26 protein-coding genes and 8 tRNA genes are annotated in these 25181 nt (G+C 31.6%); 6 read left to right on the top strand and 28 right to left on the bottom strand.

Annotated elements, in window-relative coordinates; translation table 11 throughout:
* On the top strand, positions 1–206 hold a 206-nt coding region (locus OIO11_RS00575; RefSeq protein ID WP_268069380.1), incomplete at its 5' end, for an IS3 family transposase.
* Positions 207–267: 61 nt separating this feature from the next.
* On the opposite strand, the gene OIO11_RS00570 is transcribed toward OIO11_RS00575, so the two are convergent.
* Entirely contained in the window at positions 268–495 is a 228-nt protein-coding gene (locus tag OIO11_RS00570; RefSeq protein WP_268069379.1) for a hypothetical protein, read from the bottom strand.
* Between OIO11_RS00570 and OIO11_RS00565 the strand changes: the two genes are divergently transcribed.
* Positions 424–1314 (top strand): zinc ribbon domain-containing protein, encoded by an 891-nt coding sequence (locus OIO11_RS00565; RefSeq protein WP_326497902.1) that lies wholly within the window; start codon positions 424–426, stop codon positions 1312–1314. The two genes, OIO11_RS00570 and OIO11_RS00565, sit on opposite strands and share 72 nt — an antisense overlap.
* 33 nt (positions 1315–1347) lie before the next feature.
* On the opposite strand, the gene OIO11_RS00560 is transcribed toward OIO11_RS00565, so the two are convergent.
* Positions 1348–3696: an ATP-dependent DNA helicase gene (locus tag OIO11_RS00560; protein ID WP_268069378.1), complete on the bottom strand. Its 2349-nt coding sequence runs from the start codon at positions 3694–3696 to the stop codon at positions 1348–1350.
* Between the two features lie 154 nt (positions 3697–3850).
* On the opposite strand from OIO11_RS00560, the gene OIO11_RS00555 reads away from it, so the two are divergent.
* Positions 3851–4456 (top strand): DUF975 family protein, encoded by a 606-nt coding sequence (locus tag OIO11_RS00555; protein ID WP_268069377.1) that lies wholly within the window; start codon positions 3851–3853, stop codon positions 4454–4456.
* Positions 4457–4509: 53 nt separating this feature from the next.
* Here the strand turns inward: OIO11_RS00555 and OIO11_RS00550 are convergent, their stop codons facing one another.
* The 4 genes from OIO11_RS00550 to OIO11_RS00535 all read right to left on the bottom strand — a co-directional run bounded on the left by OIO11_RS00550 (position 4510) and on the right by OIO11_RS00535 (position 7700).
* Entirely contained in the window at positions 4510–5133 is a 624-nt protein-coding gene (locus tag OIO11_RS00550) for an amidase domain-containing protein (protein ID WP_268069376.1), read from the bottom strand.
* Positions 5134–5351: 218 nt separating this feature from the next.
* Positions 5352–6074: an amino acid ABC transporter ATP-binding protein gene (locus OIO11_RS00545; protein WP_268069375.1), complete on the bottom strand. Its 723-nt coding sequence runs from the start codon at positions 6072–6074 to the stop codon at positions 5352–5354.
* Positions 6067–6747 (bottom strand): amino acid ABC transporter permease, encoded by a 681-nt coding sequence (locus OIO11_RS00540; protein ID WP_268069374.1) that lies wholly within the window; start codon positions 6745–6747, stop codon positions 6067–6069. Before OIO11_RS00540 ends, OIO11_RS00545 begins: the two co-directional genes overlap by 8 nt.
* Positions 6748–6845: 98 nt before the next feature.
* Positions 6846–7700, bottom strand: coding sequence for an ABC transporter substrate-binding protein (locus tag OIO11_RS00535; RefSeq protein ID WP_268069373.1), 855 nt, complete (start codon positions 7698–7700; stop codon positions 6846–6848).
* Between the two features lie 187 nt (positions 7701–7887).
* On the opposite strand from OIO11_RS00535, the gene OIO11_RS00530 reads away from it, so the two are divergent.
* The gene (locus tag OIO11_RS00530; protein WP_268069372.1) at positions 7888–9081 is read left to right on the top strand and encodes a cation:proton antiporter; all 1194 of its coding nucleotides are present in this window, start codon (positions 7888–7890) and stop codon (positions 9079–9081) included.
* A gap of 255 nt (positions 9082–9336) precedes the next feature.
* Here OIO11_RS00530 and OIO11_RS00525 read toward each other — a convergent pair whose 3' ends face one another.
* The 12 genes from OIO11_RS00525 to OIO11_RS00470 all read right to left on the bottom strand — a co-directional run bounded on the left by OIO11_RS00525 (position 9337) and on the right by OIO11_RS00470 (position 19411).
* Positions 9337–10281, bottom strand: coding sequence for an acetyl-CoA carboxylase carboxyltransferase subunit alpha (locus OIO11_RS00525; protein WP_268069371.1), 945 nt, complete (start codon positions 10279–10281; stop codon positions 9337–9339).
* Positions 10282–10299: 18 nt separating this feature from the next.
* On the bottom strand, positions 10300–11166 hold the full coding sequence (gene accD, locus OIO11_RS00520; protein ID WP_268069370.1) for an acetyl-CoA carboxylase, carboxyltransferase subunit beta: 867 nt from the start codon (positions 11164–11166) through the stop codon (positions 10300–10302).
* 14 nt (positions 11167–11180) lie between these two features.
* Positions 11181–12530, bottom strand: a complete 1350-nt coding sequence (locus tag OIO11_RS00515; RefSeq protein ID WP_268069369.1) for an acetyl-CoA carboxylase biotin carboxylase subunit — start codon at positions 12528–12530, stop codon at positions 11181–11183.
* Positions 12531–12573: 43 nt separating this feature from the next.
* A complete protein-coding gene (fabZ, locus tag OIO11_RS00510) occupies positions 12574–13002 on the bottom strand; it encodes a 3-hydroxyacyl-ACP dehydratase FabZ (protein ID WP_268069368.1) in 429 nt (142 codons plus the stop codon).
* Between the two features lie 14 nt (positions 13003–13016).
* Positions 13017–13514 carry an acetyl-CoA carboxylase biotin carboxyl carrier protein gene (gene accB / locus OIO11_RS00505; protein ID WP_268069367.1) on the bottom strand — a complete coding sequence of 166 codons (498 nt, stop codon included), beginning with the start codon at positions 13512–13514 and terminating at the stop codon, positions 13017–13019.
* A gap of 4 nt (positions 13515–13518) precedes the next feature.
* Complete coding sequence (fabF, locus tag OIO11_RS00500; protein ID WP_268069366.1) at positions 13519–14760, bottom strand: beta-ketoacyl-ACP synthase II; 1242 nt, start codon at positions 14758–14760, stop codon at positions 13519–13521.
* 134 nt (positions 14761–14894) lie between these two features.
* On the bottom strand, positions 14895–15647 hold the full coding sequence (gene fabG, locus OIO11_RS00495; protein WP_268069365.1) for a 3-oxoacyl-[acyl-carrier-protein] reductase: 753 nt from the start codon (positions 15645–15647) through the stop codon (positions 14895–14897).
* Between the two features lie 65 nt (positions 15648–15712).
* Entirely contained in the window at positions 15713–16651 is a 939-nt protein-coding gene (gene fabD / locus OIO11_RS00490; RefSeq protein WP_268069364.1) for an ACP S-malonyltransferase, read from the bottom strand.
* Positions 16644–17591: an enoyl-[acyl-carrier-protein] reductase FabK gene (gene fabK, locus OIO11_RS00485; RefSeq protein WP_326497901.1), complete on the bottom strand. Its 948-nt coding sequence runs from the start codon at positions 17589–17591 to the stop codon at positions 16644–16646. Before fabK ends, fabD begins: the two co-directional genes overlap by 8 nt.
* A 64-nt stretch (positions 17592–17655) precedes the next feature.
* Positions 17656–17886: an acyl carrier protein gene (gene acpP, locus OIO11_RS00480; protein ID WP_268069362.1), complete on the bottom strand. Its 231-nt coding sequence runs from the start codon at positions 17884–17886 to the stop codon at positions 17656–17658.
* 72 nt (positions 17887–17958) lie between these two features.
* Positions 17959–18930: a beta-ketoacyl-ACP synthase III gene (locus tag OIO11_RS00475; protein ID WP_268069381.1), complete on the bottom strand. Its 972-nt coding sequence runs from the start codon at positions 18928–18930 to the stop codon at positions 17959–17961.
* Between the two features lie 4 nt (positions 18931–18934).
* Positions 18935–19411, bottom strand: a complete 477-nt coding sequence (locus OIO11_RS00470) for a MarR family winged helix-turn-helix transcriptional regulator (RefSeq protein WP_268069361.1) — start codon at positions 19409–19411, stop codon at positions 18935–18937.
* Positions 19412–19954: 543 nt separating this feature from the next.
* Here OIO11_RS00470 and OIO11_RS00465 point away from each other — a divergent pair.
* Entirely contained in the window at positions 19955–20944 is a 990-nt protein-coding gene (locus OIO11_RS00465) for a DnaD domain protein (RefSeq protein ID WP_268069360.1), read from the top strand.
* Positions 20937–21923: an ATP-binding protein gene (locus OIO11_RS00460; protein WP_268069359.1), complete on the top strand. Its 987-nt coding sequence runs from the start codon at positions 20937–20939 to the stop codon at positions 21921–21923. Before OIO11_RS00465 ends, OIO11_RS00460 begins: the two co-directional genes overlap by 8 nt.
* Positions 21924–22031: 108 nt before the next feature.
* Here OIO11_RS00460 and OIO11_RS00455 read toward each other — a convergent pair whose 3' ends face one another.
* From OIO11_RS00455 to OIO11_RS00410, 10 genes are all read right to left on the bottom strand, one after another.
* Complete coding sequence (locus OIO11_RS00455; RefSeq protein WP_268069358.1) at positions 22032–22754, bottom strand: hypothetical protein; 723 nt, start codon at positions 22752–22754, stop codon at positions 22032–22034.
* Positions 22755–23027: 273 nt separating this feature from the next.
* A tRNA-Thr gene (locus OIO11_RS00450) sits at positions 23028–23103 on the bottom strand.
* A gap of 5 nt (positions 23104–23108) precedes the next feature.
* A tRNA-Asp gene (locus OIO11_RS00445) sits at positions 23109–23185 on the bottom strand.
* Between the two features lie 10 nt (positions 23186–23195).
* Positions 23196–23271 (bottom strand) — tRNA-Val (locus OIO11_RS00440).
* A gap of 9 nt (positions 23272–23280) precedes the next feature.
* Positions 23281–23355 (bottom strand) — tRNA-Glu (locus OIO11_RS00435).
* A gap of 24 nt (positions 23356–23379) precedes the next feature.
* A tRNA-Thr gene (locus OIO11_RS00430) sits at positions 23380–23455 on the bottom strand.
* Between the two features lie 5 nt (positions 23456–23460).
* Positions 23461–23537 (bottom strand) — tRNA-Asp (locus tag OIO11_RS00425).
* Between the two features lie 10 nt (positions 23538–23547).
* A tRNA-Val gene (locus OIO11_RS00420) sits at positions 23548–23623 on the bottom strand.
* A gap of 9 nt (positions 23624–23632) precedes the next feature.
* Positions 23633–23707, bottom strand: a tRNA-Glu gene (locus OIO11_RS00415).
* A gap of 163 nt (positions 23708–23870) precedes the next feature.
* Positions 23871–24680 carry a pyruvate, water dikinase regulatory protein gene (locus tag OIO11_RS00410; RefSeq protein WP_268069357.1) on the bottom strand — a complete coding sequence of 270 codons (810 nt, stop codon included), beginning with the start codon at positions 24678–24680 and terminating at the stop codon, positions 23871–23873.
* Positions 24681–25181: the final 501 nt, after the last annotated feature.

Genomic DNA, 25181 nt, shown 5'->3' with positions numbered 1-25181 from the left:
GTGGTAACTGTTGGGACAATGCACCACAAGAATCTTTCTTTGGTCATATGAAGGATGAGGTGGATTTCAAATCATGCTCTACATTAGAAGATGTGATTAATAAAGTCGATGATTACATAGATTACTATAATAACCATAGATGTCAATGGGGATTAAAAAAGATGACTCCTAAACAATTTAGAAATCATCTTTTAAATGTTGCTTAATCCCTTTTTTTATAATGTCCTTGACACGGGGACCATTTTAATTTGGCTATCTGTTTTTAATTTATTCTATATCATAACTTAATACTTTTATATTCATTTTTTCAAAATCAATCTCATTTAGTCCATTTTCTCTTAACATCTCTATAAAGTAACTATCCTTTCTTTTTTCTTTAGTTCTTGCATTTATTCCTTTTTTGTTTAAATCTTCTATTAATCTATTTTTTATTATTTCATTCATTGTAATTATTTTAAATTCTATAATTATATTACTTCCAAACAACCTTTTCATTTAATAAGCAAAGATGTATGGTCAAAAGCTCAAGAGATAAGAAAGATTAGGGGAAATAAAATTCAAAAGGTCTATGAAGGAAACTTTCTTCTGTCAGGATTAGTTAAATGCCCTGTCTGTGGCTCAGCGATGATTTTTCATAGGACAGCTAAAAAAGGTAAGGTTGGTGAATACTATCGTTATTATCAGTGTTCCAACTTCTTCAACAAAGGTAGTAATGTATGTAAGTCAAATTTAGTGAATGCTGGTATTGCCGAAACGTATGTTTTAGATAAAATAAATCAAATTGTTCTTTCTAAAGAAATACTAAATGTAATAATTAAAAAAGTAGAAACAAATTGTACAACAGATACATCGTCTTTGGAAAATAATATTAAAGCTTTAAATAAAGAATATAAAGAAATAAACGTAGAAATAGAATCTAACCTAAATCAATATAAAAATAACTTTAAATTAAATAAATCAGAAAAAATTTCATTAATACAAATGAATGGTGTGCTAAACGAACGGAAAGATGAAATTCAAAATAAAATAGATACTTTTAAAAATGAATTAAATAATATTAATACCCAATTCAAAATACAGCCTAAAATGATTAAAACTATTTTAGAAAACTTTTTAAAATTATTTGAAAAAGCAAATTTAGAAAAGAAAAAAATATTATTAAAATCTATAATAGAAAGTATTTCAGTAACTAATGGCAAAAGTGCAAGAGATAGAAAAATAGATAAAATAAAATTATATTTTGAGCCTCAAGAAGTTGAGGCTCTTAATTACAAGAAAAAGTTTGCGACTACTTATGATACGGTTCACCCCTAATAATTCTAAACTTCCTTATACTCTTTAACTTTATTACACTTTCCAAAATCCCTCTATAATTCCTCGTATATTCTTCATACCATTGGTTCTTACCCCGTGATTCCATTCCCTAGGAAATATCTCTCTATAACTTGAATGGGAAAATCTTTCGTCTATCAACAAAACTACACCCTTATCTTCCTCCGTACGGATAACTCTTCCTGCTGCCTGCATGACTTTATTCATTCCAGGATACATATAAGCATACTCAAAACCCTTACCATTCCTCTTTTTAAAATAATCACTTATGATATTTCTTTCCAAACATATTTGTGGCAATCCAACTCCAACAATTATAGTTCCTATCAGTCTGTCTCCTGTTAAATCAATTCCTTCTGAAAAAATTCCTCCCATAACTGCAAAACCTACTAAAGTTTCATTGTTCTCTTCAGAAAACCTCTGTAAGAAATTTTCCCTTTCTTCTTCAGTCATACCAATTTCCTGACATATTGTATTTATTTCTAAGTTCTTATCACAAAATCTAACATATACTTCATTCATATATTTATAGGATGGGAAAAACACAATATAGTTGCCTTTTCTTCCCTTTATCATACTTTCAATATCCTCAACTACTCTATCATATGTAAATTCTCGCATAGTATATTTGGTTGATACTTTGTCATCCACCATAAGACATAAATTTTCTTTTTTAAAAGGTGATTTAAGTTTCATTCGGTAGGACTCTTTATCACCACCTAAAATATCTATAAAATAATGCATAGGCATTAGGGTAGCTGAAAACAAGATTGTTGCTTTTCCTCTCTTCATCGCTTCTCTTAAAAGATATGAAGGATCTAAGCAAAACATTTTAAGCTTTACATCTTCGTAAGTTTTTTCTGCATAGGTTATATATCTATCATCATACTCTTCATAGGTTCTTATAAAAGCTAAAACTTTAAAATAAAAATCCAAAAGCTCATCCTTGAAGCTGACTTCATTGTTTTTATTTTCTAAAAGCCACTTTTCAGTATAGTAAATAAAATCACTCAATAAAAAAACAATCTCTTCTGGTGCTTCTTTTTGTATATACTGATTATTGTTCTCTTCACACATCTTTTTAAAACTAACCATAGAAGAATTGATTTTATTAAGCTTTTTTGAAACCTCTGAAGCTTCATCTTTAGTAAGCTTCTTTAAATTTAAAATCTCTTTTTTGCTGAGTTCCGAGGAAAACATTTCTCTCCCTCTATCAACCAAATTATGAGCCTCATCTACCAAGAAGACAGAATCAGTACCTCCTTCTGTAAAAAATCTTTTTAAATGAACTCTAGGATCAAAAACATAATTATAGTCACATATTACGCAATCAGCATAGTTAGCTAAATCTAATGAAAATTCAAAAGGACAGATTTTATGCTTCTGAGCATATTTTTCAATTATATCTCTTGAAAATTCCTGTTCTTTAAAAATATCCTCCACAGCTTTATTTTTCCTGTCAAAATGCCCCTTTGCGAATTCACATTTTTCAGGATCACAGCTTTCTTCAGGTCTAAAACATATTTTGTCTTTAGCCGTAAGAGTAACACTCTTTAATTCAAGCCCACTGCCTCTCATATTATTTAAAGCTTTCTCTGCAGCAGTTCTTGTTATGGTTTTTGCTGTTAAATAGAATATTTTTGAGGTATGTCCTTCCCTTACTGCTTTGATACTTGGAAAAAGTGCCGCTGCTGTTTTACCTATTCCTGTGGGAGCCTGAGCAAAAATACTCTTGCCTTCTTCTATAGTTTTATAAACAGAAACAGCAAGTTTTCTTTGTCCTTCTCTATATTCTTTAAAGGGGAATTGTAAGTTTTTTATAGATTCATCTCTAATCTTATAATTATTCCTTAGTATTCTTGCCCAATGTAAATATCTTTGTACTATGTCATGGAAAAATTCTTGCAGCTCATTAAATGTATAACTTTTAAGAAATCTCTTTATTTCATTTGTATCCATCTGATAATAAGTAAGTTGAACATCTATAGTATTAATTTCTTTTTCTTTTGAATATATATAAGCATAACACTTAGCTTGTGCCCAGTGAATTTCATTATAATCCTCTTCAACAAACTCTAAAGGAGTTGTTGTAGTTTTTATTTCATCTATTATGACATTATCTTCATACTCAATTATCCCATCTGCTCGACCAGTTATCTGTAGGATTATATCTTCTTTTTCTACAATATAAGAAAGTGTAACCTCTGGCTTATACTCTTCAGGTGCAGATTTTTGTATTTTCTGATGAGCTTTTATAGCATCTGTATTTCTTGTACTACCTACAAAAGTAGATACTAGATCTCCAGAGCGAAGTACAAATTCCACTAAGCTTCTCACTGAAATTTTAATAGTATTATTCCCCATAATATTAGCCTTTCAACATAATTTTATTTTCACATTAATTATAACGTATTCATAATTTATAACAAACATAATTATACATTAGATATACCTATGCTGCAGTTGAAAATTAACAATAAATAAACCCATTTAATAATTAAAGAAAGGATGATTTTTTATGTTTTACGACAAAGAACCTCCTGTATCTAACTATGAACTACGTGCTAATGTCAGAATGAATTTAAGAGGAAATTGGATGCATGCAGTTTTAGCATATCTTATATTTGCTATTATTTCAGCTCTTCCCTCAACTATACCTTATGTAGGACCCATAATTTCTATTTTGATTGCAGGTCCTATGAGTTTAGGTATTGCAAAATTCTCTATTAATCTTAAAAGGCATAATAGCACAGATATAGAAGTTATATTTGACGGTTTTAAAAACTTTACTACGGCTATGGTTTTACAAATACTTATTAGTTTATTTGTTACTTTATGGAGCATTCTCCTTGTAGTTCCTGGAATAATTGCAGCATTAAGTTACTCTCAAGCCTTTTACATTCTAAATGATAATCCTGAATTGACCGCAATGGAAGCAATAGAATCCAGTAAAAAAATGATGTATGGCTATAAATGGAAACTATTCTGTTTATATTTAAGCTTCATAGGATGGGTAATTCTAAGTGCACTAACCTTTGGAATTGGTGCACTGTGGCTAAATCCTTACATTGGCTTGTCTTTGGCCAATTTCTATGACAATGTAAAAAATAATCTTAATAAATAAGTATACAACCCAAACTATAACATCACGTTAATAGTTTGGGTTTTCATATTCCTTTAATCATCTTTAATTTTATAAATATAAATTACCTTTCTCTCTTTATCTTCTAATTTACTGAGATATCTATAAAGAGAGACATATAAACTATTTGGTGTATGCTGAGCCATAAAGATATCGTAGCTGTTTATTTTCCAATTAAAACCTTTGTCATGTATAACTTGAGCATGGTATGGTACATCCTTATTATTGTGATCTCCATATTGTATTATATCTCCCTCTTTTAATATAGAGTATAACCTTTCAAAATTATCTAATGCCTGTTGAACAGTAATTTTGGCAGTTGCAAAAGCTCTATTTCTTCCTATCCCTCCTTCATTGCTCCAATGTTTTCTAAAATAACGTGCATATATCCATGTCATAGAAATATTGGTGAACTCATTGTCATCTGTAATGTTGCAAAACCAGGACTCAAAATCTGTCCATTCAGTACCATCTTCTTCAAGTCCCCCTGCATTTAAAACCTGTGATACAAAATTGGTACAATCATCCTCTGGAAAATAAGGATATTCCTTTTTATTTGGAGTTAATGCATAGTTTTCAGCATAATTTTTTGCCTCCTCCCTATCGTAGTTTAAATTAGAATCTCTCATTAAATCTCTTTCAATAATATTTTTTAACATATACGCCCTTTAAAATAATTGATACTACTATATATATATTACAATTATCAGTATTCATTACTCAATGATCAATTTATGAAAAAACTCCAACAAAGCTTTACTATAATGAATAATATTTTAAGAAATAAACTCTATAAAATAAAAAGCTTAGAAATTTATGTACTATTCTAAATTTCTAAGCTTATTTTCACTTTATTTAGTTTTTTTCTGCTTCTTTATTATAAAACTTTACTTAAGAAGTCCTTAGTTCTAGGATTTTTAGGATTACTAAATATTTCTTGTGGCGTTCCTTCTTCTGCTATAACTCCCCCATCCATAAAGAATACTCTATCTCCAACTTCTCTAGCAAATCCCATTTCGTGAGTTACAACAACCATTGTCATTCCTTCTTTTGCAAGCTCTTTCATAACTTCTAAAACTTCTCCAACCATTTCAGGATCTAAAGCTGAAGTTGGTTCATCAAAAAGCATTACATCTGGCGACATAGCAAGAGCTCTTGCTATTGCTATTCTTTGCTTTTGACCGCCTGAAAGCTGTTTTGGATATGCATTTGCCTTTTCTTTAAGTCCTACTCTTTCTAATAAGTTAAGAGCAATTTTTTCCGCCTTTTCTTTTGGCATATTTTTAACCTTTATTGGTGCTAAAGTTATATTATCTAAAATGCTTAGATGTGGGAAAAGATTAAATTGTTGAAAAACCATTCCCATTTTTTCTCTTAATTTATTTATATCTATTCCTTTTTCTGTTAAAATTTGTCCTTCAAAAACTATTTCTCCTTCTGTTGGTTCCTCTAAAAGATTTAGACATCTTAAAAATGTACTCTTTCCTGAACCTGAAGGCCCTATAACAACTACAACTTCACCTTTTTTTATATGGGCATCTACACCTTTTAAAACATGTATATCTTCAAATTTTTTATGTAAATTATTTACCTTAATCACTAATCTTCATCTTCCTTTCAATTCTTCCTAATAATTTTGATAAACTAAATGTTAAAACAAAATACATTGCAGCAGCAAAAACATATGGACTTATAGGTTCAAATGTTGTTCCTGACACCACTTGTGCATTAAACATTATCTCATGTATACCTATTATAGAAACAATAGAAGACTCCTTAATTACTGTAATAAATTCATTCCCTAAAGCTGGTAATATATTTTTTATTGCTTGAGGTATCACTATATATTTCATAGACATATTGTGAGAAAATCCTAAAGATCTTGCTGCTTCCATCTGTCCTTTTTCAATTGATTCTATTCCACCTCTTATAATTTCTGCTACATAAGCAGTACTATTTATTGTTAAAGCTAAAATACCTGCTATAAAGTCAGTAAAATTCATTCCAAAGGCACTTATTTCCGGTATATTTATTCCCATTAATGGAAGACCATAATAAAGAATAAATAATTGTACAAATAGAGGTGTTCCTCTTACTATTTCTATAAAAACTGATGAAATTCCTTTTAAAATTACACTTTTTGAAAGCTTCATTAGCGCAAATCCAGTTCCAAAAACTGCTCCTAAAACTACAGTAAACAATGATAAAAACACTGTAATTCCTGCTCCATTTATAAAAAAACCAATGTATTCTGATAGATATCCAAAGCTCATTAAATATTCCTCCCATTGTAAAAAAACAGTTATATCCTTACCCAAACAAAAGATAATGATATATTATCATTATCTTTTGTAACTTTTATACATTTTATTTATTCAACCATTTCATTTGCTTTTGTAACAAATTGTTCTATATTCCCTTCTGATACTAATCTATCTATAGTCTTGTTTACAGCATCAACAAAGTCTTTACTATCTTTTTGAACAGCTATTGCTGAGCCTTCATCTGGACTACCTACTTTAATACCAGTTATCATTAAATCTTTATTCTTACCTACATAAGCTTTTGCAACAGGCTCTTCTACAATTATTGCATCTGATCTTTTAGTTTTAAGTGAAAGTATTAAATCTGTAACCTTTCCAAGTGAAACTATATTAGCATTTTTTATTTCTTTTTTTGCAATTTTATCTTGAACTGAAGCTTTTTGTGCTCCTATTTTCTTACCTGTTAAATTATCTACATTCTTATATTTATCCGTATCCTCAGTTCTAATCATTACAGATTGAACTGCTTTATAATATACTTTTGAAAAATCAACTTCTTTTGCTCTTTCTGGAGTAGGTGTCATTCCTGATATTAAAATATCAACCTTTCCAGTTTTAAGAGAAGGTATTAACCCTTCAAATGCCATATCTCTAATTTCAAGTTCAACACCTAAGTCTTTAGCTATTTCTTTTGCTATTTCAATATCAAAACCTACAATTGTATCTTTTCCATCTATCTTTTTGTGGAATTCATATGGTGCATAATCGGGACAAGTTCCAAGAACTAACTTTCCAGCTTTCTTTATTTCAGCAAGCTTTCCAGATCCTTCGTTTGCTTTATCTTCTGCTTGTTTGCTATTTGCTTGTGTATCTGCAGGCTTTTGACCGCATCCCACAAAACCAGCAGTAATACATAAAATCATTGAAAAAATAACTGCTTTCATTTTTTTATTCTTCAACATTAATATTTCCCCCTAAATATTTTATCATTCGTGTATTATTATACATTCAACTTTATATTTATGCAACATTTTTTTGTGGTTATTTTTTTACATATTTGGTATAATAATTAATATTGTTTTACATTTATTTCATTTTTAGTATTTTATCACTAATAACACACAAATTTGTCAAGGAGGTAAATATCTTATGCTTTCAGTTCACTTTCTACTAGATTTATCAATTATTTTGCTAAGCACAAAGCTGTTAGGTCTGTTTACAAGAAAAATTCAAATGCCTCAAGTGGTCGGTGCTTTACTGGCGGGTATTATATTAGGTCCATCTATTTTGGGAATAGTACATGAAACAGACTTTATTGCAAAGCTATCGGAGCTTGGTGTAATTGTGCTGATGTTCCAAGCTGGACTTGAGACGGACTTTAATGAATTAAAAAAATGCGGAAAAGCCTCCTTTATAATTGCTCTTATTGGAGTAATTATTCCTTTAATAGGAGGATTTATAATCGCCAGCTTTTTCAATAATAATGGAAGTATTCTAAATTTAAGCAATAAAAAATTGCTTGAAAATATATTCATTGGAGTTGTATTAACGGCTACTTCTGTTAGTATTACTGTAGAAACCCTTCAAGAATTAGGTAAATTCAAGACAAGTTCAGGAACCGCTATATTAGGTGCAGCCATCATTGACGATATCTTGGGCATTATAATACTAACATTTGTAACTAGTTCAACAGATTCCTCTCAACACTTAAGTATTGTATTATTTAAAATAGCAGCCTTCTTCTTAATTTCAGTAATCAGCGGTCTTTTATTTAGACATTTCTTTTCAGCTCTTAGTAAACATTTCGGTCCAAAACATAGAATTCCTTTATTCGGCTTTTCTTTCTGCCTTATTATGGCTTTTATAGCTGAACGGTATTTTAGTGTAGCAGACATTACCGGTGCTTATATAGCTGGTGTAGTTATATCAAATACTTTTTGTTGTGATTATGTTAAGAAGAAAATGGACACGCTCTCGTTTTTATTATTATCGCCAATATTCTTTGCAAGCATCGGAATAAATATGACTATAAACTGTACTGATTCTTCTATGCTTATATTTACTTTAATATTAATAGTCATATCAATATTAGCTAAAATAGTAGGGTGTGGATTAGGTGCTAAATTATGCGGATATAGCAGTAATGAATCTCTGCAAATTGGTGTAGGTATGATTTCAAGAGGTGAAGTTGCACTTATCGTTGCAAACAAAGGTGTAGCACTAGGACTTCTTAACAAACAGTACTTCGGTCCAATAATAGTAGTAGTTATTGTAACCACTCTTATAACACCTGTACTTTTAAAACTGGCTTACAGTGAAAAACATACTCATGCTGCGGCTTAGAATAAAATTGTGAAGCAATTTTATTCTACTCACCAGTCGCCAATCTCCAGTCCCCAGACAATGACGTTTTGCTAATGCAAAACTAAAATTAAAATAAAGCAAAATAGACTTAAAGTAGATATAATCTATCTTTAAGTCTATTTTAATTTATTTTTATCTAATTGTTCTTAATTGTTTTTATTTTTTTTCTTTACGCTGGGGATTGGTGATTGGCGACTGGGGAATATAAGAATGTTGCTTCGCAACATTCTTATATTATTCAATAAACTCTCCAATATTTCTATACTTTTCGTATCTTTTTTCAACAGTCTGTTTAATGTTTTGTATTCTTTCTTCAAAAGGAACCTTCAGCAAGTATTCCTTAATAGTCTGTGCAATTTCATCCATATTTTTGTGGGCTCCACCTTCTGGTTCTTCTATAACTTTATCTATAATTCCAAATCCCTTTATATCCTGCGCTGTAATTCTCATAATTGCAGCTGCTTCTTTAACTCTAGAACCATCTTTCCAAAGAATACTGGCAAAACCTTCTGGAGAAAGCACTGAATATACTGAGTGTTCAAGCATCCATATCTCGTCTCCTACGGATAATGCAAGGGCTCCACCACTTCCACCTTCTCCTATAACTATACAAATAATAGGAGTTTTTAAATGTGCCATTTCCATTAAGTTTCTTGCAATAGCTTCTGCTTGACCTCTTTCTTCTGCTCCCATACCTGGAAATGCTCCTGGGGTATCTATAAAACATATTACAGGTCTTTTAAACTTTTCTGCCTGTTTCATAAGTCGAAGTGCTTTTCTATAACCTTCTGGATTTGGCATTCCAAAATTTCTCTTAACATTTTCTTTTATATTTCTACCCTTCTGCTGTCCAATAACCGTAACAGGCATTCCGTTTAATTTTGCAATACCTCCTATAATAGCTGGGTCATCCTTAAATTGTCTATCTCCATGAAATTCTATAAAAGAATCAAAAACTCTTTCTATATAATCAATCGTCGTTGGACGTTCTAACATTCTAGATAAAGTAAGCTTATCTAGTGGAGTCAAGCTTTCGTATGCTTCTTTCTTTAGTTCCTTTAGCTTTCCCTCTAATCTATTTATTTCAAAAGATAAATCAACTTCTTTTTCCTTGGAAAACTCAATTAATTCTTCTATTTTACTAGTAAGCTCCTGTATTTTCTTTTCACATTCTAACACGTATTAACACCTCGCTTTCTAGTGCATATCTATGATTTTATATAATGTTTTTTTAAGTTCTTTTCTTTCAACTATCTTATCTAAAAATCCATGTTCTAGTAAAAATTCTGCACTTTGAAAGTCTTCTGGAAGCTTTTGTTTTATTGTCTGTTCAATAACTCTTCTACCCGCAAATCCTATTAATGTACCCGGTTCCGATATTATTATATCTCCAAGCATAGCAAAGCTTGCTATAACTCCACCTGTTGTTGGGTCAGTAAGTATTGGTATATATAAAAGACCTTCTTCACTATGTCTGCCGATTGCAGCACTAGTCTTTGCCATCTGCAGTAAAGAAAACATACCCTCCTGCATTCTGGCACCACCTGAAGCTGTACACATAATCACAGGAAGTCTATTTTCAGTAGCTATTTCTATAGCTCTAGTTATCTTCTCCCCAACTACTGATCCCATACTTCCCATCATAAAATTACTATCCATAACTCCTATTACAACATCTTTACCAAATATTTTTCCAAACCCTGTGACAACCGCTTCATCAAGTTCTGCTGCTTCTTGGCTTTTTCTGATTTTCTCTTCATATCCTTCAAAATCTAAGGGATTAACTGTTTTAATATCAGTATCTAATTCCCTAAAGGTTCCTGTATCAATTAATAACTCTATTCTTTCCCTGGCATTCATTCTGAAATACTTCCCACATGAGTCACATACCTTCACATTTTCTTCCAAGTCTTTTTTGTATAGAACTTTCCCACACTTATCACACTTTATCCACATGCCATTTGGAATATTAGGTGTTTTTTCTTCTTGCTGTTCGGACTTATCCACAGCATTTTTAATAGTTATATATTTAGTTTTCTTGAAAACCGGCTTAAACTTAAACATATATTTCACCTACCTTAAAACAACGTACTTTCGTTGTTCTGAATAAAACCAGTATCATAATATCCTTTTATAAAATCTTCATTGCTTAATATTCTGAACTGGAAATCTATATTAGTATCTATACCTTCAACAATAAATTCTTCAAGTGCTCTTCTCATTTTATTTATAGCTTCTTCTCTGTCTTGACCATGTACTATCAACTTTGCAACCATGGAATCATAAGTAGGAGGAATTTTGTATCCTTGATATATAGCACTATCTATTCTTACTCCATTTCCTCCAGGCAAGTGAGTAATTTTAATAGTTCCTGGTGAAGGCATAAATCCTTTACTAGGATTTTCAGCATTAATTCTACACTCTATGGCATGACCATTTAGTTTAATATCTTCTTGACTTATCTCTATTTTTTCACCTGCTGCAATTTTTATTTGCTCTTTTATTAAATCAACACCAGTTATCATCTCTGTAATTGGATGTTCTACTTGTATTCTTGTGTTCATTTCCATAAAGTAAAAATCAAAGTTTTTATCCACTAAAAACTCTATAGTTCCTGTGCTTTTATAGTTAACAGCTTTAGCAGCTTTAACTGCAACTTCTCCCATTTTTTTTCTAAACTCTTCGGTCATTACAGCACAAGGTGCCTCTTCTAAAACCTTTTGATTTCTTCTTTGAACAGAACAATCTCTCTCTCCAAGATGAATCACATTTCCATAACTATCTGCTAAAATTTGAAATTCTATATGACGAGGCTTTTCTATGAATTTTTCCATATACATAGTATCGTCACCAAAAGCAACTTTTGCCTCATTTTTTGCTGTTTCGAAAGCTTTTTTTAGCTCTTCTTTTAATCTTACAATTCTTATTCCTCTTCCGCCGCCGCCAGCAGAAGCTTTAACCATTACAGGATAACCTATTCTATCTGCTTCTTCTAACGCCTCTTCCACAGTGCCTATACTGCCTTCTGTACCTGGAATTACAGGAACTCCAGATTGTATCATTATTTCTCTTGCTTTTGATTTATTTCCCATACTTTCAATAGTTTCAGCATCAGGTCCTATAAATGTAATATTACATTCCTTACACATCTGTGCAAACTTACTATTTTCAGATAAGAATCCAAAGCCAGGATGTATAGCTTGTGCCCCAGTAAGAACTGTTGCACTAATTATGTTTTCCATATTTAAATAGCTATCTCTACTTTTTGCTGGTCCTATACAAACTGCTTCATCAGCCATTTGAACATGAAGAGCTTCTCTATCTACTTCTGAATAGACTGCTACTGTCTGTATTCCTAGTTCTCTACAAGCTCTGATTACTCTAATCGCAATCTCACCACGATTAGCAATTAAAATCTTATTGAACATACTATCACCTACTCTCAAGAATTCCAGCGTACCAAAATTCTTTCTACTTTCCTACTGCAAACATCATTTCAGCTTCACAGGCTTTTTCTCCATTTACTGTAGCAATGCCTTTGGCAACTCCAGCAGGGCCTTTCATCTTTATCATTTCTACTTCTAACTTAATAACATCTCCTGGAACAACCTTACGTCTGAATTTAGCTTTATTTATTCCGCCAAAATAAGCTATCCTGCCTTTATATTCTTCCTTACTCAAAAGTGCAACTGCACCTACTTGTGCAAGAGCTTCTACTATTAGAACTCCAGGCATAACAGGTTCTTCTGGAAAATGCCCTTGGAAAAAATACTCATTCATAGTAACATTCTTATATCCAACTGCTTTTTTACCCTCTTCTATCTCTTCTATTTTATCTACAAGTAAAAAAGGATATCTATGTGGTAAAATCTCTTGAATTTCTTTTATTCCTAATGACATAACTATCTCTCCTTTTAAAGCTTAACTACCTTGAACATCGGTTGACCGTATTCAATCATTTCTTCATTGTTTACTAATACTTCTACAATCTCACAATCGTATTCTGCCTCTATTTCATTCATAAGCTTCATTGCTTCCACTATACAAAGCGCATCTCCTTTTTTAACCTTGCTTCCTTTTTTTACATAAGGTTCAGCATCAGGTGAAGCTGCACTATAAAATGTTCCTACAATTGGTGAATTTACAGTTACTGTATTATCATTCACCGCAGTTTTTAGTAATTCTTCCTCTGCTTTTTCTATAACTGAACTTTCCAAGCTTATTTCTTCTACAACTTTATTTACAACTTGTTGTGGTTTTTCTATCATCTCTTTTTCTCTGCAAACCACTACTCCAGGAGTTTCTTCTCCCTTTCTCATTCTTATGGAAATACCTTCTGCTTCTATTTCTAAAGAAGAAAGTTTAGAATCACTCATAGTCTTTATTAATTCTTGAATGTTTTTGTAATCCATAACTCTACCTCTCATTCCATTTTTTTAATACTATAACTGCATTATGACCACCAAATCCTAAAGAGTTAGAAAGTACATATTTTAACTTTTGTTCTCTTCCCACACCTGGAACATAATCTAAATCACATTCTTCATCTTTTTCAGTAAGTCCTACAGTTGGCGGCACAAATCCTTCTTCTAGAGCTTTAGCACAAACAATTGCTTCTATAGCACCTGCCGCTCCAAGTAAATGTCCTGTCATCGATTTTGTTGAACTTATTGGAATTTCATAAGCCTTTTCACCAAATACACCTTTAATTGCTGCTGTTTCAAATTTATCGTTATATGGTGTACTTGTTCCATGCGCATTAATATAAGAAATTTCTTCTTCCTTTATATCTGCATCTTTAATAGCAAGTTTCATAGCTCTTGCAGCGCCTTCACCATCTGGTGCCGGTGATGTAATATGATATGCATCACAAGTTGCTCCATATCCTACTACTTCTGCATATATTTTTGCATTTCTCTTTAGGGCATGCTCAAGAGATTCCATTACTACTATTCCTGCTCCTTCTCCCATAACAAATCCATCACGTTCTTTATCAAATGGTATTGAAGCTCTCTTTGGATCTGTACTTGTACTTAATGCTGTAAGCGAATCAAATCCTGCTACTGATAAAGGAGTAATTGAAGATTCACTGCCTCCTGCAATAATTACATCTGACATTCCACTGCGAATATTGTGAAAAGCTTCACCAATAGAATGAGTACCTGTAGCACAAGCTGTAACTACTGTAGTACAAATTCCCTTTGCTCCAAACTTTATTGCTATATTACCTGCTGCCATATTACTTATAATCATAGGTATAAAGAATGGTGATATTCTCTTAGGTCCTTTTTCCATAAGCTTTTTATGCTGTTCTTCTATAGTTGCTATTCCACCAATTCCTGAACCAACCATAACTCCAAATCTTTCTGAATCTACTTCTTCTATATTAAGCTCTGCATCCTTTACAGCTTCATCAGCAGCTACCACAGCAAATTGACAATATTTATCCATTCTTCTTGCTTCTCTTTTATCAATGTGATCTTCAACTTTAAAACCTTTAACCTCAGCAGCCAATTTAGCCTTATAATCTGCTGTATCAAAAGCAGTTATTTCATCAATTCCACATTTACCTTCTTTAATACCATTCCAAAAATCCTTTGCATTATTTCCAATAGGAGTAATAGCTCCTATACCTGTAATAACTACTCTATTTTTCACTTATTTTCACTCCTTTTTTAATAATACCTAGTAATCAATCCATTTTTATATTATTTTCGGTATCAAATATTTTCTAATAAAGCAGAAAATATTCATTCACTATCAATTTTCAATTATCAACTTTAAATTGATTCTTACATGTGCATTCCGCCATCTACGCTAATAACTTGACCAGTTATATATTTTGCTGCTGGTGATGCTAAGAAAGCTGTAGTTTCTGCCACATCTTCTGGCTCACCAAGTTTCTTTAATGGAATACTAGTCATTATAGTTTCTTTAACCTTATCTGATAAAACATCTGTCATATCAGTTTGAATAAATCCTGGTGCTATGGCATTTACCGTTATTCCTCTTGATGCAATTTCTTTTGCTGTAGACTTTGTAAATCCAATTATTCCAGCCTTTGCAGCAGCATAATTTGCTTGCCCTGCGTTTCCTGCAATACCAACAACTGAAGAAATATTAATAATTCTTCCGCTTCTCTGTTTCATCATTATAGGAACTGCATGTCTTGTACAGTTGAATACACCTTTAAGGTTTACTTCTATAACATTATCAAAATCTTCTTCTTTCATTCTCATAAGCAATCCATCTTTTGTTATTCCTGCATTGTTAACTAAAATATCTATACTTCCAAAATTCTTAACAGCTGCATCTATAATATTTTTAGCGTCTTCAAAGCTGCTTACATCTCCTTGAACCGCTAAAGCTTTAACACCTTTTTCTTCAATGGCTTTTACTACTTCTTCTACTGAATTTGCACTACTTCTATAATTTAAAATTACATTTGCTCCAAGCTCAGCAAGTTTCAAGGCTATAGCTCTTCCTAATCCTCTACTTGCTCCTGTAACTACCGCATTTTTACCCATAAGTATTTTATTATCCATATTAATCCTCCTGCTTTACAAGTCTACAGTTATTAATAAAACGAACCTTAATTCTTTTGAGATTTTTACTCTTGCTTTAAAGCTTCTATTGTTTTATTAAGAGATTTTAAATCTTCTACGTTTAATATATTAACTTTTCTATCTATCTTTTTCACAAATCCACTTAGTACCTTTCCTGGTCCTATCTCAATGAAAGTATCTATACCGTCATTAATCATGTTTCTTATAGTATCTTCCCACATTACTGAACTCATAACCTGTTTCTTTAAAAGTTCCTTTATTTCACTAACATCATTGATATAGTCTCCAGTAACATTTGTTAAAACAGGAACTTTAATATCATTTAGTTCTATATCTTTTAATTCCTCATAAAGCTTAATTCCAGCCGGTTCTAACATAGTAGTGTGAAAAGGCGCACTAACTGAAAGAAGCATTGTTCTTTTTGCCCCAAGTTCTTTTGCTTTTTCACAAGCAGCTTCAACAGCCTTTATTTCCCCAGCAATAACTATTTGCCCAGGACAGTTGAAATTGGCTACTTCCACTATTCCTTCCCCTGACACAGCTTCACATGCTTCTTTTATCTTTTTATTATCCAATCCTAAAACTGCTGCCATAGTACCTACGCCTTCCGGTACTGCTTCCTGCATATATTTCCCTCTTTTTTTAACAAGCTTAACAGCATCTTCAAAATTTAAAACTCCGCTATATACTAGGGCAGAATACTCTCCAAGACTAAGTCCTGCAGTAACATCAGCCTTAATTCCATGTTTTTCTAAAGCTTTAAGTAAAGCTATGCTAGTTGTTACAATAGCAGGTTGAGTATTCTCTGTTTTATCTAATTCTTCTTTACTTCCTTCAAAACATAACCCACTTATAGAAAATCCTAAGGACTCATCAGCTTTTTCATAAACTTCTTTACATTCAGGATAACTTTCATATAACTCTTTACCCATTCCTACATACTGAGCTCCCTGTCCTGAAAATAAAAATGCAATTTTACTCATGGTAACCTCCTAGTTTCTTAGCTTCTTCAAACATCTCTTCAATTATCTCTTTGCAGCTTTGCTCTTTTTTAACAAGTCCTGCTATTTGACCAGACATAATTGAACCCATTTCTATGTCACCCTCTTTTACTGCTTTTCTTAGGGCTCCAACTCCTAATCTTTCAAATTCTTCAAAATCAGTTAAGTCTCTTTCCATTTCCTTGAATTTTCTAGATAATTTATTTCTTAAAACTCTAACTGGATGCCCTGTTAATCTCCCAGTAACCATAGTATCAATGTCTTTAGCCTTTAAAACCTTATTCTTATAATTTTGATGCACAGTACATTCGTGTGCAACTAAAAATCTTGTTCCTACTTGAACTCCACTAGCACCAAGCATAAATACTGCTGCAATTCCACGTCCATCTGCAATACCACCAGCAGCGATAACAGGAATATTTACTGCGTCTACAACTTGAGGTATTAATGTCATAGTTGTAAGCTCCCCAATATGTCCTCCTGCTTCACAACCTTCTGCTATAACTGCGTCCGCTCCACTCTTTTCCATTCTTCTTGCTAAAGCCACAGAAGCTACTACTGGTATAACTGTAATGCCATGTGCCTTCCACATTTCCATATATTTCCCTGGACTTCCTGCTCCAGTTGTCACTACCTTTACGCCTTCTTCACAAACAAGCTTAGCAACCTCTTCTGCATTTGGGCTTAAAAGCATTATATTTACTCCAAATGGTTTATCCGTAAGTTCTTTAGCTTTTCTTATTTCATCTCTGATATATTCTACAGGTGCAGTTCCTCCAGCAATAATTCCAAGTCCTCCTGCATTTGATACCGCCGCCGCCAGTGAACTATCTGCTATCCATGCCATTGCCCCTTGAATTATTGGATATTTTATTCCTAATTTTTTAAATAAATCCATATTACTCATACTATCCTCTCCTATTACTCCTATAAAATAAGACTGCTGACATAAAAGCAGTCTATATAATAATAGTTATTCCTTAAAATTATTCATTTTTTGAATCTATGTAAGTAACTAAATCTTGAACTTTGTTCATACCTTCAAGATCTTCAGAAGGGATTTCCATTTCAAACTCATCTTCAAGTTCCATAACTATTTCAAATATATCTAATGAATCAATTCCTAAATCATCAGCGAAAGTTGATGTTAGAGAAATTTCTCCTTCCTTCATATCTAAGTGTTCTGCTATAACCTTTCTAATCTTTTCAAATGTCATAATAAAATCCTCCTAAAATTAAATTATTTATTTTAAATTATTTATTTTAAATTATTTGTTTACATTTTAAGACTACCATTCAATTAGCTCTGCTCCGTAGGTAACTCCTCCGCCAAAACCAACCATAATAATCTTATCACCTTTATTCAGTAGTCCTTTTTGAACCATTTCATCTAATGCAACTGGTATACTTGCACCAGAAGTGTTTCCATATTTATCTAGATTAACATAAAACTTATTTATATCCATATTTAATTTTTTAGCAGTATACTCAATTATTCTAATATTTGCCTGATGAGGAACTATATATTTTATATCTTCTAAACTGTACTCTGTATTTTTTAAAACCTCACCTATGCAATGCTTCATTATCTTAGTAGCGAATTTAAAAATCTCTCTGCCATTCATAGTTATTTTGTTTTCATTAACGTCTTCTCTTCCATTAAATATATTATTTAATGGAACAGCAGAGCAGGCTAAAAATTCACCACGAGTCCCGTCTGAACCAGTAAAAACTGATATAATACCTTTTTCATCGCTTCTTTGAAGTACAGCAGCACCTGCCGCATCACCAAACAGAACACAGGTATTTCTATCGCTCCAATCCATTATTTTTGATAAAACTTCAGCTCCTATAACTAGTGCTGTTTTTGCTTGACCAGTTTTTATAAACTGTGTTGCAGTATTAACTGCATAAATAAATCCTGTGCAAGCAGCTGAAATATCAAAACAAGTAGCATTCACAGCTCTAAGCTCCTTTTGAACAAGACAAGCTGTTGAAGGAAAAAAGTAATCTTGAGTTGCAGTTGCAAGTATAATTAAATCCAACTCTTCCGGTTTTATATTTGAATTTTCTAAAGCTATTTTAGCGGCATTTATTGCAATAGTAGACGTGTTTTCATCTTTAGAAATTCTTCTTTCCTTGATACCTGTTCTTTCACTTATCCATTTATCATTGGTATCTACAAATTGCGCTATATCGTCATTTGTAACAACATTTTCCGGTACATAGCTCCCAGTACCTATAATTTTAACTTCATACATAGCATTATTCCTTTTCCCTTTTTTTATCATTCTTTATATTGTATTCAGACCTAAAAAACTCATTTAGCTTTGCTAATGCACAAGCTAATAGTTTTTCTTCTTCTTCCGATAATCCTTTAATAGTGGCCTTAACCATATCTGAATGGAACTTTTCATGTACTCTATATGCCAGTTTACCCCTTTTAGTCAAAGTAATTTTTACTACTCTTCTGTCCTTATCGTCTCTCTTTCTTTCCACATAACCTTTTTTAACCAAATTGTTAATGGCCGTTGTGAGAGTTCCTACTGTTATATCCAAATCAGCAGCTACTTCTGACATAGTTCTTGGTACATACATACCTATAGTTTCTATAGTGTGAATTTCAGTTACTGTTAAATCACTTAACTTACCAGATTTAAGTGCTGTTTGTTCTATGGCCAATATATCATCAAAGATATCTACCAATAATTCATTTACAATATCTTTTATGGACTTATTCACTATATCACCATTTCTATCAAATATTTAGTTTTAAAATTCAAGCATTTATTTCGATTGTCAAATATTTTGACAATCAAAGTATATCTGAAAAATATTACTCTGTCAACTCTTTATGCATTTAGCAATGTTTTGGTGCACTCCATTACTTATAAAGCTTCAACCTTTATATTGATGTTGTTCATTATGATTTTTCCATACGCCCCCTTAAAGTCAAAAACTTGTATTCAATATGTATCTTACTATATGTAAATTTATCAGTAAACTTAAAATGTTTAAACTTTTTGTTAATTTCACAGGCATTAGGTTTATATTGAAAATAAAACTATACACACACTTAATAACATTCCCATATATTTCTCCGAATATTATTAATTTTCTGTATACATTTTCACGTTTAATTAATCTTCACTATTGTATATAATATAAAGTGAAGATTGATTCAGCAACTAACAATTCAATATAAGATTGAGTAAAATCCTATATTTTGTTATAATTAAACATCACAAATACTATATATAGTATTTAAAGAAAGGTAGCGATTACATGAGTACATTCATGTTCAAACATAAGGATTCAGAATATACACTGGTCAGTAATATATTTATAGATAAATATATGATTGAGGCTAAAGGAGAATATATTAAAATATATCTTTTGGGCCTTAGATATTGTTTATCTGGTGAACTAGGTATAAATTCCACAAGTATAGAATCAGTTCTAAATTTAACTGAAAATGAAATTATAGATGCATGGATTTATTGGAACCATATGGGCGTAATCAAAATGACTCAAATTGATTCTATGGGTAATTACTCTATAGAATTTTTAAATTTGAATAAGTTAACAGATGAAGAGTTAGCTGAAGACAATTTAAGCCTTGTTTCAAAATTAGAAAACACCTCCATAAAAGATATGATGGAAGATATAGAAAAACTTCTTGGAAGACCTTTGTCCAGTAAAGAAATGACTATGTATCTAAGCTGGCAAAAAGATTATAACTATACTCCTGAAATAATTCTTCTTTTGATTCAATATAGTGTATCAAAAGGTAAAACTGATTATAGATATATAGAACAGATAGCCATTGCATGGCACGATGCTAAAATACGAACTATCGACGATGCTCAGGTTTTTATAAAGAAACATGAGGACAAATGGCTAAATATTAAAAAGATATTAAAATATCTTGGAGTACAAACCAATGAAGTAATGAAACCTCAGGAGCAGCTTCTTGAAAAGTGGCTGAATGTGTATAAATTTCCTTTAGAAGTAATATATAAAGCTTGTGATATATGCTTTGAGAGAATAAACAAAGCTGACTTTAAATATATTGATGCTATTTTAAATAATTGGTTTAAGAGTAATATTAAAACCCTTGAAGATATAGAAAAGAAAGATAAAACAAAAACAAATTTCAAAAAAAATAGTTTTTATGGAAATACTAATAAAGATACCTTCAACAATTATGAGCAGCGTTCTTACGATTACGATGACTTAGAAAAAAAATTATTAGGATGGGATAACAATGATTAAAGGCTATCAAGCTGAAATATTAAAAATGTACGATAACATTAGAACCTATGAAGAAAAAGCATTGAAAAACAGAAGAAAGGAAATTTACGATAAATTTCCTTTGCTTTCTGAGTTAGATAAAAAAATAAATACACTCTGTGTACAATTAGCTACAAGTTCTTTTAAGTCTATAGAAAACCGTGAAGAATTTCTAAAAAACTTAAAAGAACAAATAACCGATTTAAGAATACAAAAATCTGAATTCTTAGTTTCTCACGGCTATGATATGGATTATCTAAATTTACAATATAGATGTAAAAAATGTAAGGACACAGGGTTTATTGGAACAACACGTTGTGCATGCTATAAACCAAAGCTTGTTAAGCTATATTATAAGGATTCAGAACTTAGCCAGTTATTGAAAAATAATAATTTCAATAACTTTAAATACAATTATTATTCTTCAAATCGTACCAATGATAATATGAAAAGTCCAAGAAAGAATATAGAAGAAATAGTAAAAATTAGTATGTATTTTATAGAAACCTTCTCACACTCAAAGGATAATTTATTGTTTTATGGAAACTCTGGTACAGGTAAAACTTTTTTAACTAACTGCATAGCAAAAGAATTATTGGATAGAGGATATTTAGTAATTTATAAAACTGCTGAAGAACTGATTAAAAATCTTAGAGAAATACGTTTGGAGAATAATCAGGATCTAGAAGGTTTGCTTGTAGACTGTGACCTTTTAGTAATTGATGATTTAGGTACCGAACAAATAAATAATTTTTCCAAAACAGAGTTATTCAATCTTCTAAATACAAAGCTGTTAAAAGGCAAAAAGATGATTATTTCTACAAATTATACTATTGAAGGCCTTTCAAAGACATATTCTGAAAGAATAACCTCAAGACTCTTTGGTAATTTTACTTTATGCAAATTCTATGGTGAAGATATTAGAGTTAAGATAAATCTGAGCAGAATGAAAAGTTTTTAAATATAATCAAAAGAATATTTTCAAAAACAAGGAGTATAAAAAACGCAAAGTCCTATTATAATACTTTGCGCCCTCCCACAGTTTTTGCCATATTTATATCAATTTTCTTTACATTCTAATATCTCTTTTTTCATCAAATTTAAATAACTCTTTATCAAATTTAACATTAGATCTCATAGTATAATCAATACATTTATATACTAATACTTTATTGTCCTGAATATGCTTTTCCTCTGCCTTTAATATGATTCCTGTTTCATTATCATACCAGTATTTAGATTCAAAACGCTTTCCTGTTAAATTTATTATAGTTTCTGACTGAAGAATTTTTTTCCCTTTATAATTTACATACTCCATGTTACCCAAACTTACATTATTATCCTCTTGAAAATATCCATTCTTATAAGGATAAACTCCATTATGCTTTTCAGTAAAGTTTTCAATACTCTGCAATTCATCTTTATCTGCATTATATTCGTAAAACATATCTTCCTTTTTATCATAAATACTTACTTTTTTAAATTTATTTTTATTCACATCATATAATTCTTTACGTGAATTTCCATCTTGAAAATATATTTTTTCTATATAATCATAATTACTATCATATTTGTCCGTATAATGGATTTCCATATAAAATCCCTGGCTGCAATAGTTTTTAGCTTTTTGATTCAATTCCTTAAGTATAGATATGTTTTCATAACTTCCAGGTATATATTTATATTTTTCTATGATTTGCTTGTCTATTTTAGTGCCATATAGACACCTGAAATCTAATAATGGTAGTAAAATAGCTAAAATAACAAATATTTTTTTTTGATAATGTATCATCTATTTCCTCCTTACCATCATACTTCTATTAAAGTATAAATTGAAAATGTATATGGAATTTATGTAACTTGTAAAAAAGTTGTAAATTTACCTCATGACTAACAATTCTAATACTATTGTTAGGTGGTAGGAAAAGATATACTACTATTAAACTGAAAGCTAACCAAAAATAAGCCTAAAAATACATAGCTGTATCTTTAGGCTTTGATTTTCATATTAAAGTTATTATTTTTGAATATAAAAAAAACCTTAAGCTTAATACTTAAGGTTTTTTGGTGCTGGCACCAGGACTTGAACCCGGAACCTACTGATTACAAGTCAGTTGCTCTACCAGTTGAGCCATGCCAGCTTATGTGGCGACCTAGAAGGGACTCGAACCCTCGACCCCCGGCGTGACAGGCCGGTACTCTAACCAACTGAGCCACTAGGCCAAATTGTTTATGGTGGGCACAACAGGGCTCGAACCTGTGACCCCCTGCTTGTAAGGCAGGTGCTCTCCCAGCTGAGCTATGCGCCCATAAACTAATGGTGACTCCTAGGGGAATCGAACCCCTGTTACCACCGTGAAAGGGTGGTGTCTTGACCGCTTGACCAAGGAGCCAAATTATAAAATTTATTATTTAAATGGTGCTGGCACCAGGACTTGAACCCGGAACCTACTGATTACAAGTCAGTTGCTCTACCAGTTGAGCCATGCCAGCTTATGTGGCGACCTAGAAGGGACTCGAACCCTCGACCCCCGGCGTGACAGGCCGGTACTCTAACCAACTGAGCCACTAGGCCAAATTGTTTATGGTGGGCACAACAGGGCTCGAACCTGTGACCCCCTGCTTGTAAGGCAGGTGCTCTCCCAGCTGAGCTATGCGCCCATAAACTAATGGTGACTCCTAGGGGAATCGAACCCCTGTTACCACCGTGAAAGGGTGGTGTCTTGACCGCTTGACCAAGGAGCCATGTTTATCTTTCGTTTAACATCCCTGCGAGCTTGTTTCGCATTTCGTTACCCGACGAAGAATATGATACCGTAATTTTGATCAAGAGTCAACACTTTTTTTATATTTTTTTTTATTTTTTTATTTTTTTTTTATTATTAGCCTTAATTTTTCTTTGTATTTGCTACTTTTTGTCGGAACCATAACCTATAGAATTCATTATTATTAAAGCAGTATCCTCGATAGCTCTCTTAGTTACATCTACAATTTTACAACGTGCTCTTCTCATTATTCTTTCAGCATATTCAATTTCATCGAATACTCTTTCTGCATTTGCATACTCAATTTCTTTATAATTTCTAATTTTACTTAATCTATGCTTTCTAATTTCCATAAGTTCTATGGGATCTATAGTAAGTCCAATAATCTTCTTTTTATCAATTTCAAATAAATCTTCTGGTACAGGTACTTCAGGCATCAACGGAATATTTAGTGCCTTTATTCCTTTATTAGCTAAATACATGCATAAAGGTGTTTTTGAAGTTCTTGAAAGACCAATTAATACAACATCTGCATGTTTTATACCACTGTGGTTCTTACTATCATCATATTGCATTGCGAATTCCATAGCCTCAATTTTTTTATAATACTCTTCGTCCATTTTCCAAACAGCACCTGGAGTATACTCAGGTTGTTTTCCAAGCATTCTTGATAAAGTACTTACACAAGGACCTAATATATTAATTATATTTATTCCTTTTTCTATACATCTTTGTACTAAAAATTCTCTGACATCAACTAATACCAGGGTTGAGACAACTGCAGAATTTTGAGGATCTTCTATACCATTAATGAATTCATTAACATCCTCAGCTGTTTTTACATAAGGCACTCTTTTAACTTGAATATTTCCTCTAAATTGATTAGCTGATGCCTTTGCAACTAATTCAGCCGTTTCACCTATTGAATCTGATACTGCATATAGAGTTAACATAAAATTTCCTCCTATCCTTTAGTAAGTAACCAAAAATCATCCTACATTTGCATAATACCCCTATTTTCAGTACATTTCAACTATTTTTCAGAAAATTAATTATATTTTTCATAATGTCTACAATTTTTATTTATGAACTGCTTTTATAATATTATTTTGCTTCTATTGAAAAAATATGTGATAGAATATACACATACTTATATAGATGATTGCAGAATTTAAAAAATAAAAATGTGGATAACTTTTAAAAATTCACTTGAAACTGTTCAAAAAAAAGGTACAACAAAAAGCCTTTTGATAAAAAGGTATGCGCAGCATGTAAGTTTAAATGTAATTGTGGATATGTTAATTAAGCTGCTATTTTAAGAAGTTTGCTGATACTTCTAATATATTCAGGCTTATCCATGGCGTAAGCCAGTATAACATTGATAAGCTTAGAGATAGCTGTTAAATATAAGTCAGCACGCATAGTAGTGGTATTTACTGTTCTTGGGTGTTCAA

The sequence above is a fragment of the Clostridium sp. ZS2-4 genome (assembly GCF_026719745.1).
In the GTDB taxonomy this organism is placed as follows: domain Bacteria; phylum Bacillota; class Clostridia; order Clostridiales; family Clostridiaceae; genus Clostridium_H.
The sequence above is the reverse complement of the archived record's forward strand: the minus strand, read 5'-3'. Positions and strand labels throughout refer to the sequence as shown.